Raw genomic sequence first — 13,073 nt, 5'->3', positions numbered from 1 at the left:
ACGTCGACAACACACGCAGCAGTGCTCACACAACGATGACCTACCGTCGCAACTCAATCCGCCAACTCAGACACCGACCATCTCTTTGACGAACTGCGCATACTCGTCGACGACCCACTCCCCACGTCCGGTGAGCGTGTACTCTCTGTATCGCTTGTCCGTGTCTTTCGTCTGCTTGCTTACCAATCCCGCATCGACCAACCGATCGAGACTCGGATACAGTCGCCCATGGTTGATTGGTTCGGGATAGAGTGCTTCAAGCGCCGATTGCAAGACCGCTCCATCTGTAACATCGAAGCGATAAATGAGACACAAGAGATACGCTTGAAAGGCCGTCAAGTCGGTTGGAAGATTATACGCCTCAAAGTCTATCTCGTGGTTACTGTCCGCTGCATCGGACGCCGTCTGGTCCTCCGGTGAATCCGAATCCGAATCAGCCATATCTCACTCTTCCAGCGTCGGCGCGTATAGTCACATAGGTTCAGGAGACACTCGTATCGAGTCGACAGACCAGTCAGCGTATCCTGCCAGCTAACGTGTTTCGAACCCGCTGTCCAATCCTCCTCTACCGATTCGCGTGCTTCTCAAGAAACGTCTCCACCAATTCTCCATCGGGGTTGTACTCAATCTCCGATTCAAGGTTCAACAGCACTTTGCACGCGAGAATGTAGGCCTCCTCCGTCGAGATTCCATACATCTTCCCCAGCTCTTTCATACTCCCGTGAACCCCCTCCGGAATATCGGCATTCGGTCGTGTCATTACCGGCCCACACTGGTCAGCACCAGCACAAAAGCATTTGGGACAGTCTTTCAGTCAGATATGTTAAATTTGGCCGATAGTTACTAGTAATACAACCCCAATCTATCAAATAGAATACGACATTATGTCAAAGAAATCAACCTCTGTCTTGCCTGAGACATTCGAATTAGAAGAATCGAACAGCTGTTCATCGAGTGAACAGCACTTCATGTCACAAATTGGTAGAGTCGGCTGCCAGACCGCTGTGACTACCGGAGCTCTTCTCGTCGCGGCGAGCACGACCGTCGCTGCTCAGGAGGGTGTCGGTAGCGGCGTTTGTGGCACTCCGATTGCCGAGACAATCAATCAAGCTGCCCCACTCATTGTTGGGACGCTCATGATTGGGGCGTCGATTCTCGCGTACATCCTCCACACGGCTGCAGCCTTCCCGAAGGACCCTCAATCCGTCCAAACGCTCAAAAATTGGCGGAATCGTGCTGCAACAAGTGCGATCACGACGCCGCTGTTTGCCGTCGTCATCGAGATGTTTATCGGCTTCACGGGAACGTCCATCTCGGACTGTATCAGTCTCGTCCCCTTCTTCTGAGGGCACTCACGCCACGATTCACCCTTCCATGACACGTAACTCACGACTCGCAGTGGTGGTTGCACTGACGCTCGTTGTGAGTGCTGGGGTCGTCCCAGTGCTCGCTGCGGCGGCGACGCCGACAAGCCACGCGCAACTCGGCACGACTCCCGAACAGACACCGACTGGTGAGGAGCAAAGCGGCGACTCGAACGAAGAAGCAGGCTACTGTAGTGGCATCGACCCCGTGAGCGGACAGGTGTGTAACGGCGTCGTCGACGCCGTCCGCGCAATCGCCCAAGGCTTCCTCGAGTTCGCTCGCGACGTCGCCGAGTGGGCCGTCGAGTTCCTTGTCTCTCGGCCCGTCCCCATGGACGACGGCGAGATAGAACTCGTTGAGCGCCCGACGAACGCCCCGATGGGCACCGCCTACGACATGTGGTTCACGAAGGGCTTGCCAATCGGCCTCGCCTTGTGGGGTTTCGGGATGCTTGTCCTTCGACTCACGACGATTCTCCCGGGTGGGTCGGCGGCGGCCCACCGGAGCAAGACCTTGCGTCAAAAAGGGTGGTTCGGGTTGTTTTTCATCCTCGCCTCGTGGATGTGGGCGGCCGTCATCTTACATCTCTCACAGGGGATGATCCTCGCCGTCGCCCCTGATGGCGCTGACCTCGTCGCCGACCTCGGGTCAGTCGGAGGGAATGCTGCAGCGAGCGGCCTTGGAATTATTCTCGTGTGGTTGTCTTCGGGTGTGTTGTTCCTGATGATCGCGCTCGTCTTTGGGCTCTCGTGGGTGTCGGTGTTCATCTTCGCCCCCGCACTCCCGATTTTCATCGCCCTCTCACTGGTCGACTTCGGGCCACTCAGCATCGTCTCCAACGTTGGAAAGATTGGCCGAGACTTGTTCGTCACCGTCTCGTTCTTGCCCTTCCCGACAGCGTTGGTGTTGGGCTTCGGCTATCCCGTCATCAATGCCGCTCGAAGTGCCATGCCTGGCCCGGCGTCGATTGTGCCCGGCCTCGGTGTCTATGCGCTCTTGACGTTGTGTTTGTGGGTCATTGCACTCCTATCGCCGATCATGCTCTTCGTCGGCATGCGCTCGATGCGTCCGTTCTCATCGATGGCCGCTGGTGTGCTCGGTGCCGTGTCGGCGACGAGTCTCGCGAGTGCCTCCAGTAAAGTTGGGAAGGCAAGTAGTGCAGCCACGAGTGCTGCCGGGTCAGCTGCAAGTGGACGTGTCGATCCGATCCAAGGTTCGCCGTTCTCCAGCGATAATACGAGTTCGACTGGCGCTGTTGGCGCGACCGGAACAAGTGCTGCTGGTGCTCTGGGGAGTGCCTCGAGAGGGCTTGCCCGGAGTGGTACCTCGGCGACGACGAGTATGGGTGCTGTGGGCGCTTCGAGTACCTCGAGTTCGTCTGGTACTTCGAGCGAATCCTTCAGCGATACCCGGATTCCCTCTGGTGTTTCCTTGAACGAGGTTGCAGCACGATCAGAGTTGGATAGTGAACAGGACTACCGAACGGGATACTTCCTCTCGAACGGGGATTTCAAAGGGGTTGGTGGGACGAGTTCAAATCGTGACTGGACTCTTGATACGGGATACGAACGGCTCGATAAGATATTCCCAGAGGAAACACTTGTACTCCAAGGTGCCGACGACGAGCAGTTCTACGATGTCCGAGACGTAGTGAGTAGTAATCGGTACGGTGGTCCGTATTCGTACGCCCAACAGAATGCTGAGAGCAGAGAAACAGTGTTCAACACGCGAGGGCAGAACGAATGAGCCATCGCGATCCGTCTCGGCGAATTCTCGATGAGTTCGGAGCGAGTGACGAGATTTTCGGTATCGAAATCGACTACAGTCTCAACGATCTGAAGTTGTTCATCCCTGCTGGGGTTGTTTGTGGGTTCATTCTCCTTGCGACGCCGCAGTGGCTGAACGTCGTCGGTATTCTCCTAGCGGGTGGTATTCTGTTGATGACCGCCGCATTCGTCTTCATCACACCTTCCCACAAATCGCCCCAGCAGTGGCTGGCGGACATGATTATGTTTTCACGAGCAGCACACACTAAAACCGCAGTCGCTGACACACCTGCCAAACAGACTGACTCGCTCACACAGGTTGAGCGCATTCTGCCAGTGTCGAACCTGGTTGAGCGTACTGATGGTGACCTCGTCGCCGCCCTCCGAGTGAGTCCAGCGAACCTCTCGCTCGCGACTGACGAAGAGTGGGAATCGATGGCCAACTCCTTCGGCAGTGTGCTGAACGCACTTGACTTCGACCTACAGATTCATTCGACGGCCCGTCCCGTCGAACCTGAACGAATCACAGCCGGATACGACAAGCGGTTGGATGATCCCGACGTCGTCGAGAACCCAGCGCTCGGCGACATCATTAGCGTCTACCGAGAGAAGTTCCCCACAGAGTTCGAGAGTCGTGGAACGTGTGTTCGCGAGTATCACATTCTCATCCCCGTCAGTATCCGCGAAGTGCAGCTCGCTGATCGCGGTGCACTGGCAAAGCTCTGTGACCTCCCAATGATTGGTGGGTGTATCCGAGTATTGGGAGCTGAAAGCACCAACCTCACTCACGAGGAGATTCGCGAGCGACAGAAAGAGGAACTCGAACGCCGACTCCGGGCAGTCGAGAGCGGGATTCGTGACCTCGAAGGTTGTGACGCAGAGCGTGTCTCAGCCGACGAACTCTCTGCCCTACTGGAGGAGTACTGGAGTGGCGAACGAACACACTACGGGCCGAGTGCCGGACAGCGGAACGAGCGGATTCGTTCGATCCCCGTCGTGATCGGCGACGATTCGGGGAGGTTCTAACAATGCTCAAGACACTCATCGAGCGGTTCACCAGTCTCGAAGCGAACGCCGTCGACGCTGCTGACGATCACAACCGGGTACACGCGCAGAACGTCGCCCCGTCAAGCATCAAACTCGAGTCCGACATCGCGCGGACGGGTGAGCGCTGGGCGAAGACGCTGTTCTTTGCAGATTTCCCGGCAGCAGCGACTCCCGGCTTACTCGATATGCTCACAACGCATCCGAGCGCCGATATCGACATCTCGATTCACGCAAGCCCGCGTGAGTCAGAGCAGGCGATAAAGCAGTTCGAGCGAGCAATTACCGACCTTGATGCAACGAGACGAGAGAAACAACAGCGTGGCGGGGCCTCGCTTGGCGCCACGCAACGCCGATTGCAGGACCACAAAGAAGTTCTTGCCCAACTCACCGATGGTTCCCAGCGTGTCTTCGAGGTCTCCGTCTATCTCACGATTCGCGGCAACACCCGGAAAGAAGTCCAAGAGACGACCAACCGCCTACAATCGGAGCTGATGAAAAAGCGGCTCGTCACGAAGTCTGTCGATTACACGCAAGACGAGGGGCTCGTGAGCAACAGTCCAATTGCGAAAGACACGCTCGGACAGACGACGCCGATGTTGGGGAAAGCCGCTGGCGCACTGTTCCCGTTCTCTGCAAGTACCCTCATCGAAGAAAGCGGCGTACTCGTCGGCTACCATGCGACAACGGACGCCCCAGTCGTCATGGACCGCTTCGACCGCGAGAACGGCTACAACATCCTCACCGCCGCGAAGATTGGCTCGGGAAAATCGTTCGGGACGAAGTTGCTGAATCTGCGGCAACTCGCAAAGGACCCCGACACGATTCTCATCATGATCGACCCACTGGAGGGCTTCCGCAGTCTCTCTGACGCTCTCGATGGCGAGCACATCGTGGTCGGCGGCACCAGAGGATTGAACCCACTCGAAATCAAGCAAACACCAACACACGTGCTGCGAGACGCTCCCGACATCGACCCGTTCAGCCAGCGTTTCAGCAGCGTTATGGGCTTCTTTGATACCTTCTTTGCCCACGTCGGCAACGGCCTCGACAAGAAAGAGCGTGCCGTCCTCGGCACCACTGTTCGAGAGGCCTACCGCCGCAACGGAATCACATCGGACCCCTCCACACACGGCAATGCGAGTCCAACCATCCGTGATGTAATCGGTATCCTCGCCGAGATTGCAGAGGACGCAGCGGTGTTCCTCGATTCAGTTGACACCGAGGCTGCCGACCCAACTGACTTAGAGGTCGAGAAGTGGCAAGAACGTGCCGCCGATCTCCGAATGGCGATGCGTCCGTTCATGGGCAACGGCGAGTTCTCGAACCTCGCAGGTGAAACAGAAGTCAACATCTCCGATGAGAAGGTCGTCTATCTGGACCTCCAGCAAGGCGAGGCCGATCGTGAGATCGCGTTGATGATGCAGCTGCTCTTCGACAGCGTCTACCAGCGAGCCAAAGAGACGGACAAACGCGTCATCCTCGCCGTCGACGAAGCGCATTACCTTATGGAACACGAAGGCAGCCTCCAGTGGCTCGACCGTGCCACACGGCACTCTCGTCACTATGATTTGAGCATTCATCTGGTGACACAGGAACTCAAGGACTTCTTCGTCCACCCACGAGCGGAGACCATCGCGAACAACTGCTCGATGAAGATTCTCTATCGGCTCCCGGGTCTCTCCGAAGAGAACCGGGCGAAGCTTGGACTCACTTCCCGAGAGGCAGAGTTTATTCGGAACGCAAAGCCGGGTGACAGGGACCGTGGATATAGCCATGCACTCGTCTCGGTCGAAGATGAGGGGACGTACCCGGTCAAAGTAACTGCACTCGAGGAAGAAGCACAGCTAATCGAGACGTCTGACGAACCTCCTAACAACACTCACAGGATGTAGCCATGCCGGACGACAACCCCCCACCGGACTACGATATGGCCGGTATGTTCCAGAAAGCCCTGGGAAGAGAAAGCTCTCACTGTGAGGCTTGTGGGAAGGTTGTCGATGGAAAGGACATTAGAGATTTCAACGTCCTCCTTTTGGATGACAACGTCTTCACTGTCGAAAATCACGTTGTGCTTTGTCGTGACTGCGAAGAGCGCGATGATTGGAAGGAAGCCGTTCGAAAGAAGCGTGCAGCAGAGCAACCACAACCACCGACGTCGCTCCGTGGGAAGCTACGGAACTTCCCGGATTCCGTTCGCGACTACGTCACTGACCCGACAGCGCGTTTCCTCTTTGCGCGTCGCCTCGGCGTGCTCACAATCCTCCTCATCGGCGTTCTCCTACTCATCCCGCCGATTGCCGCCGTCGTTGGCGCGTTATTCGTCTCTCCCAACACGGGCATGGAGTGGTTCGACCAAGCAATCACAACCATCACCACCGTAAGCAACACGCCGAGAAACACACTCGCCTGGGCATTCACTGGGCTATTCGGCCTCATCTACTTCGCCCACGTCGCCGAGAGAGAACGCAACGACCCCACAGGCTGGGCTGGTGAGTGGAACCCCCCGAAGTGGTACACCCTCGCCGTCTACTCTGCCATCGGCCTGTACGGGGCGGTCACACTCATCCTCGTCGCCGTCGGGAGCGCTCCGATGGGTCGACAATTCGGCGCTCGAATTTTCTGGTTTATCGGCTCTGTGGGCATCGCCTACCAGATCAAAGACGCACTCCGATTAGACCTCGTTCGGATGGTCTGGAAGCCCCGGCGTGAACTCTGGGAGTTCCCAGCCCGCTATGGGTTCGTCCTCGCACTGACCGCATTTGCCGTCGGTCCCCCCGCCTCGCTTCCGACGTTCACCACGCCGCTCCTCGCAGCCCTCACACCAGCCATTAGTACCGCCTACATCATCGCTCGACTCCCCCACGACCGGGTGTTTCGAGACAAGTGTATCGCCGCACAGGACCGCCTGCTCGAACTCCTTCGCATCCGCGACAATGACGACAACTAATCCACCCCGACAGCCGCACTACCCAGTAACTCACACCCCCCAGCGAGGAACCTTCGAATGACCCGCGAGTACATTCGGGTCACGCCCACGTCGGAGACACTCCCGACCACGCAAATTCCGACCGCACTCGAGAGTCTGCACAAACTCACAGCCGAAGAATCCTCGTTCACGCAACGATTGAACCCGCTGCACTCGACGACGCCACCGACGTTCGAGTTTCTTGTCCTCAGCAAAGGCGTCGACGAACCAGTCGAGTTCTACTACGGCGCCGACAGGCATCTCGACACGCTCGAAGAACGCCTCACGCGAATCTATCCGTCGTCGTTTGACCTCTCGCGAGAATCCTTCGACGTCGAATCGAAACTCGTCGCCGAGGACATCACCCGTGAGGATCTCTCACCACGCGGCGTGCGATGGCAAGGGTCGAGCATGCGGAAAGACGACTGGATGATGCTGCTCACGCGGAACGACGCCGAACCGTTCGCAGACGACGACCTGTCACTCCCACTCGTTTCACTCGTTGACGAACTCGCTGACGTCGAGGCACCCACCGTCTTCCAAGTGTTGTTCCAGCGCAAACCCGACTGGTCACCGACGGCCGAGGGTCGCAAGCTCGACCTTCGGAATCAGACGGACACGCTGATGGACAAAGCCGTCGACGCTGTGTTCACAGACACACGGACGCTGGCCGAGAAAGAACAGCATCTGAGCGACGGGGCCACTCAACGACTTGAGGAACTCAGTGCCAAGAACCCCCGTCGAACCTTCACTGTCAATCTTCGTGCCGTTTCCGTTCCCACAGTCGATGTCGACGAGCAACCAGTCGACGCCCAACTCGACGACCTCATGACGGTCTTCGATTCGATTGGTGGGGAGTTCTACGAAGTCGAACGTGAACGCTTGCGAGCGAATCGACATCGTGCGTCGTCGAAACGGAAACACGCCCTCGCTGTGTTCGACCAACTGCTGGACCGAGAACTCGTGACTGGCCGGGGCCGAACGACACCGGATTTCGTTTGTAATTCCCGCGAACTCGCGCCGTTCATTACCATTCCGTCGGGAAGCGAGTTGAGCGTTGAGGGGTCGCGACGAACGCGCTCCGAACAGGAGAGTCGGAGTTCACTGCCCTTGCCACATCACGACCACATGGAGAGCCTTCGTGAGGGGATGGCGATCGGCCACGCCGTCGACGAGAATGGGACGCCCGAAGACGACCCAGTGTGTATTCCGACGTCGTCGTTGGTCACGCACTATCTCCGGGCGGCGACGACGGGTGGTGGGAAATCGAAAGCACTGCTCAACGACATCCTCTCGGCGTCTGCCACCACTGACGGCCCGGTCATCGTGCTTGATCACAAGGGCGACGGGCTGGCGGAGAACTACATGCGTGCGCACGGTCGGCGCTTCGGGATGGATGATCTCGAGGAGAACGTCTTGCATTTCACCGTCCCCGATATCTTGCCTGGCTTCTCGTTTTTCGACCTCCGGCCGGATCTCTCACGGGGGGTTCGACGGACGGACGCCGTCAAGCGGAAAGCCGACCAGTACAAGCAGATTCTCGAACTCGTGATGGGGAAAGACCTGTTCAGACGGGCAGCCACCTCCCCAATCCTCATCGAGTCGCTCATCAAGGCGCTGTTCGACGAGGAGTACGGTCGTGAGAACGGGAGTTACCGTGAAAGCGAGGACTACTTCGGCCACGAACAACTCGAGAATGCGTCGGACCAACTCGCAGCTGCTGGCCCACCCGAACCGAACGAGGCGGCCCTCCCAAAGACGACCGACGTCGCCGCCCAGCGTGAACTCCGTCGGAAGATCAACACGGATGCGAAGACGTTCTCGACGATTCTCACGGGGCTGAACAACCGTCTCGCATATGTATCCCAAGACACCAATCTCCGTCGAATCTTCAACAACACTGCTCAGCAACTCGACTTCAACGAGATCCTCGACAGTAACCAGGTCATCCTCTTCGACCTTGGTGGTTTGAGCGACGAAGCGGCGAAATTGCTGACTGGACTCATCCTCGCCATGTTGGAAGACGCACTCCGGACGCACGAGGGCGACCTAGCGCGTCGGGACGATGACTACGTGGTTAACCTCATGATTGACGAGGCTGCCTCTGTGGCCGCCTCTGACGTTCTCAACAACATGCTTGAGAAAGGTCGGAGTTTCCGACTCTCGGTGGGACTCGCGATGCAGTTCCCCGAGCAGATGCAAGCCGAGGGTGGCCGACGACTCTACCTCAACCTGCTCAACAACATCGGAACGCTGCTCGTCGGGAAGATCAACGTCGACCGCGAACTCGCGAACGCAATGGCCCACGAAGAGTTGGACCCCGAGGCATTCGCGAATCGGATTCGGTCATTGCCACGGGGTGAGTGGATCGCCCAACTCCCGAGTCCAACCTTCGGCAAAACTGGCCCATACCCGTTCAACGTTAAACCCCTCCCGATTCCAGCGGGCCACCCGGAGAGTGAGGCGCCACTCACGGGCGTCGAAGAACAGCGGTTCCAAGACGCACTGTCTCACGTGCACGAACGGACACAGGAGGAGTTCGGCGTTCCTCGAGACACCAGCCAGCCGACGGCGACGACGCCAGACGAACTTGGCGAGTTGCTCGATGTGCACACCGACGATTTGGACGTCGCCATCGCGAAAACCGTCCGGAGTGTGCAACTCCGCAACGGCGTTCGTGACGACAACGAGTGGGTGAATGTCGAGACAGTCGACGAGACACTGCGGGAGTTATACGAGCGGGTCGACGCAGAGCCTCCGGCCTATGAGGAACTCACGGAGATACGCAAGCGGTCGCGATTGCTCGACACCACGGTCGATATCGACGCCGACGAACTCATCGTCCGACTCACTGAGGCTGGAGAAATCGAAGCCGAACCCGACACGGGCGATGTGCGATCTGCCGGTGGGAGCGATCACGATGATGCGCTCTTGGAGATCGAACAGGCGTTGTCACCGCTGGGGTTCACCGTCTCGATTCTCACGCAAGACGGCAGTGAGAAACCAGACGCGAGAGCGACACATCCGGACCTCGAAACTCCGTTCGCGATCGAGGTCGAGACGACGACGCCAGAGTACCCAACGAAGGTTCTCACGAATCTCAAGAAGGCACAAGCAGAGAGCACAGTTCCGCTCTTTGTTGTCCGAACAGGTGAGACAGAGGCCTACTGGGCTGAACGAATCGAGACCATCCTTTCACCCCCAGTTCGTGAACTTGCAAACGGAGAGACGCGGTTCTATACGCACGATTCGCCGTTGACATTCAATGGCGGAGCAACTGAGCACGGTGGCGTGACGGCCATCCGGCCAGTGAACGGGAGCGACGACTCGAAGCGCTCTGTGTGGGTGAAGGAGGGAGACGAGATTGTCCTCCGCGATGGCAGTGGTACAGAGTATCTTCGTGCTTCTGGCTGGGACAACGTGACGAAGGACCGTGTGCCAGCAACCTACAGTTACGACCACCCGGTAGAGGAGTATCTCGTCTATGAACGTGGGGAAATTCACGTCTATGAGTCGAAAGCGGCACTCGAAGCTGACTGGGCCACAATCAAACAGCCGTTCATCCCAGCAACGGAGTTGACGAATCCGACATATGGCACAGACAGCTACGCAATCGTCACTCTCCGTGAAGATGATGAACCGGTCGTCTACAGGGACGGATCGACGAGGCCTCTTGAGACAATCCTTGGGAATACCGAGCAGTCTGAGGAAACTCCACCTCAAAACTGGAAAGACGATTCCGATGCCATCGTTGGGCAGTTCATATCCGAGTGGATTGTCGAAGAGAAGGGCAGTTCGGTCCCCGCTGCAGACGTCTATTCGACGTATGAATCGTGGGCCAAACAACACGAGATTACTCCCGATTCACCGAGCTGGTTCAGCCGACGCCTCAGTAATCAGATAGAATTTGAGCGGACAACTGAGCGCCACGATGGGGAGGCGATTCGGTGCTACAAGGGGATTTCGCTCGCAAATCGGAGTGTCGACGATGAATGCTGAAATCAGGCAGTGTACGCCTTCAAACGCGACTCTACCGCATTTCACGATGGCGTTACGCCAACCGGCGGTTGCGATTCGCGAAAATCCGCAAAAACGCAAGACAGCGTGGTGTTACGGCAAAACCGAGAATGCCGTAACACTGACCCCTGCTCAGAAAAATGCCGTACATGGCGTACGCCTGTATCTCAGCGTCTCTATTGCGTATTTGGTGATTCTGTTACGGCAAAAACCAACTAGTATAGAGGGGGGTGAGGGCGTTGGAAGTGAGCGAAGCGAACGCGGGGGGATTTTTTCTGGCGCCAAAAGGGGCGCGGCTTCCAGAGGAGATACCCAATGAGTGAGGAACCTACCGAGATGCTGACACAGGAATCGATACCCGACGAATTAGTCGACCGACCCCAGTGGGTGTGCTGGCGACGGGCGGAGCGCGACGGGAAAGCGACGAAGATTCCGGTGGTCCCAGGGGTGGGGTCGTTCGCGTCGTCGACGGACCCAGAAACGTGGGCAGACTTTGAGACTGCAGTTGCGTATCTCGAACGTGGCCGGGCCGACGGCGTCGGGTTCGTGTTCACTGAGGCGGACCCAATCGTTGGCGTCGACTTGGATGACTGCCGCGACCCTGAAACGGGAGACGTTGACGACGACGCGAAGGACATCATCACTCGGTTGGACTCCTATACGGAAGTCTCACCATCGGGAACGGGGTATCACGTACTGATTCAGGGGAGTTTGCCGGAAGGCCGCAACCGACGAGGGAAGATCGAGTGTTACGACACAGCGCGCTTCTTCACTGTCACCGGCGACCGAGTGACAGGAACGCCCACCGAGGTGTCGCAGAGACAAGACGCTCTAGAAGCAATCCACCGAGAGTATATCGCCGACGAAGAACCTGCACAGGCAACAGACAGTCCTACGCGTGTAACGGAATGTGAGGAGACCACATCTAGCACGTCACTCGACGACGACACCCTCTTAGAGAAAGCGAAGAGCGCTTCGAACGGCGCGAAGTTCGACCGACTGTGGAACGGCTCAACCAGTGGCTACGACAGTAACTCGGAAGCGGACATGGCGTTGTGTTGCATACTGGCCTTTTGGAGTGGCGGCGACACGACCCAAATGGACCAACTGTTCCGCCAGTCGGAGTTGATTCGCGAGAAGTGGGACGAAGTGCACTACGCCGACGGGTCGACGTACGGCGAGAAGACCATCGAACGTGCGATCGAACGGACGTCGGAGTTCTACGAACCACGGTCGAAAGAGGCAGAGATAGACGCACCCACCACCGATAGCGACGACGCCGACAACACGCGTAGTCGAGCATACCTCGTGGAGAAGAATCGCTTGCTGCGAGAGCGTGTGAACACCCTCGAAGCAACGCTTGAGGAGCGAGACGAACGTATCGACGAACTCGAGACAGAAGTGGCACGGCTCACTGATGCCGATGCAGTGCAGCCCAGGCAGTCTGACGCCGTCAACGACGATAGACGCACGGAGGCGACTGATGACGACGCAGAGTCAGAGGCGACGTCGCTGTGGGGTCGAACGAAGCGACTCTTCGGGGAATAAACGACGCCTTCACAAGAGTATACTGCGCTTGTAGACAACTATATTAGTCAGCCAACCGAATATACACGCATACGCCATGAGTGACCCATCGTCGATTGATTTCGCCGCCGAGTGGGAGGCTGAGCTCGACGGTCGGACGACGGTCGAGAAGATTTACGACGTCGCCCTCCAGCTCGCTGAACCGCTGCGTGTCGCAGACATCGCAGACCGGGCGGGAGTTGCGCCGGATACCGCACGGAAGTACCTCGGCTTCCTCACAGAGACCGGCGTTGTGAAGAAAGCAAGCGACGACCCAGCCACGTATCGTCGCAACGACGACTACCTCGAATGGCGGCAAGTTGACCGGCTCCGAACCGAACATACGG

10 protein-coding genes are annotated in these 13,073 nt (G+C 57.7%); 8 read left to right on the top strand and 2 right to left on the bottom strand.

Annotated features, from left to right (window positions below):
• Window positions 1-66 precede the first annotated feature (66 nt).
• Both BM083_RS22140 and BM083_RS22135 read right to left on the bottom strand, forming a co-directional pair.
• A complete protein-coding gene (locus BM083_RS22140) occupies window positions 67-441 on the bottom strand; it encodes a helix-turn-helix transcriptional regulator (RefSeq protein ID WP_245756984.1) in 375 nt (124 codons plus the stop codon).
• Between the two features lie 124 nt (window positions 442-565).
• Window positions 566-760 (bottom strand): hypothetical protein, encoded by a 195-nt coding sequence (locus tag BM083_RS22135; protein WP_089872741.1) that lies wholly within the window; start codon window positions 758-760, stop codon window positions 566-568.
• Window positions 761-1,004: 244 nt separating this feature from the next.
• On the opposite strand from BM083_RS22135, the gene BM083_RS23880 reads away from it, so the two are divergent.
• From BM083_RS23880 to BM083_RS22095, 8 genes are all read left to right on the top strand, one after another.
• The gene (locus BM083_RS23880) at window positions 1,005-1,346 is read left to right on the top strand and encodes a hypothetical protein (protein WP_245756983.1); all 342 of its coding nucleotides are present in this window, start codon (window positions 1,005-1,007) and stop codon (window positions 1,344-1,346) included.
• A gap of 28 nt (window positions 1,347-1,374) precedes the next feature.
• The gene (locus BM083_RS22125; protein WP_089872739.1) at window positions 1,375-3,111 is read left to right on the top strand and encodes a TrbL/VirB6 family protein; all 1,737 of its coding nucleotides are present in this window, start codon (window positions 1,375-1,377) and stop codon (window positions 3,109-3,111) included.
• A complete protein-coding gene (locus BM083_RS22120; protein ID WP_089872736.1) occupies window positions 3,108-4,157 on the top strand; it encodes a TraC-like domain-containing protein in 1,050 nt (349 codons plus the stop codon). The genes BM083_RS22125 and BM083_RS22120 overlap by 4 nt, the downstream gene beginning before the upstream one ends.
• Before the next feature lie 2 nt (window positions 4,158-4,159).
• Window positions 4,160-6,070, top strand: coding sequence for a VirB4 family type IV secretion system protein (locus tag BM083_RS22115; RefSeq protein ID WP_089872734.1), 1,911 nt, complete (start codon window positions 4,160-4,162; stop codon window positions 6,068-6,070).
• 176 nt (window positions 6,071-6,246) lie between these two features.
• A complete protein-coding gene (locus tag BM083_RS22110) occupies window positions 6,247-7,125 on the top strand; it encodes a hypothetical protein (RefSeq protein WP_245756982.1) in 879 nt (292 codons plus the stop codon).
• A 57-nt stretch (window positions 7,126-7,182) separates the two neighbouring features.
• Window positions 7,183-11,142 (top strand): ATP-binding protein, encoded by a 3,960-nt coding sequence (locus tag BM083_RS22105; protein WP_089872732.1) that lies wholly within the window; start codon window positions 7,183-7,185, stop codon window positions 11,140-11,142.
• A 333-nt stretch (window positions 11,143-11,475) separates the two neighbouring features.
• Window positions 11,476-12,708 (top strand): phage NrS-1 polymerase family protein, encoded by a 1,233-nt coding sequence (locus BM083_RS22100; protein ID WP_089872731.1) that lies wholly within the window; start codon window positions 11,476-11,478, stop codon window positions 12,706-12,708.
• 76 nt (window positions 12,709-12,784) lie between these two features.
• A partial coding sequence (locus tag BM083_RS22095; protein WP_281244262.1) for a DUF7342 family protein occupies window positions 12,785-13,073 on the top strand: 289 nt, incomplete at its 3' end.

Origin of the sequence: Halogranum rubrum (assembly GCF_900114455.1) — an archaeon.
GTDB classification, from domain to species: domain Archaea; phylum Halobacteriota; class Halobacteria; order Halobacteriales; family Haloferacaceae; genus Halogranum; species Halogranum rubrum.
Note: the sequence above shows the minus strand (reverse complement) of the source record. Positions and strands in the feature narration are given on the sequence as shown.

What these genes read in the sequence shown, in the direction of transcription:
- BM083_RS22140 (WP_245756984.1), bottom strand. Translation starts at nt 441, where the DNA reads ATGGCTGATTCGGATTCGGATTCACCGGAGGACCAGACGGCGTCCGAT.
- BM083_RS22135 (WP_089872741.1), bottom strand. Translation starts at nt 760, where the DNA reads ATGACACGACCGAATGCCGATATTCCGGAGGGGGTTCACGGGAGTATG.
- BM083_RS22125 (WP_089872739.1), top strand. Translation starts at nt 1,375, where the DNA reads ATGACACGTAACTCACGACTCGCAGTGGTGGTTGCACTGACGCTCGTT.
- BM083_RS22120 (WP_089872736.1), top strand. Translation starts at nt 3,108, where the DNA reads ATGAGCCATCGCGATCCGTCTCGGCGAATTCTCGATGAGTTCGGAGCG.
- BM083_RS22115 (WP_089872734.1), top strand. Translation starts at nt 4,160, where the DNA reads ATGCTCAAGACACTCATCGAGCGGTTCACCAGTCTCGAAGCGAACGCC.
- BM083_RS22105 (WP_089872732.1), top strand. Translation starts at nt 7,183, where the DNA reads ATGACCCGCGAGTACATTCGGGTCACGCCCACGTCGGAGACACTCCCG.
- BM083_RS22100 (WP_089872731.1), top strand. Translation starts at nt 11,476, where the DNA reads ATGAGTGAGGAACCTACCGAGATGCTGACACAGGAATCGATACCCGAC.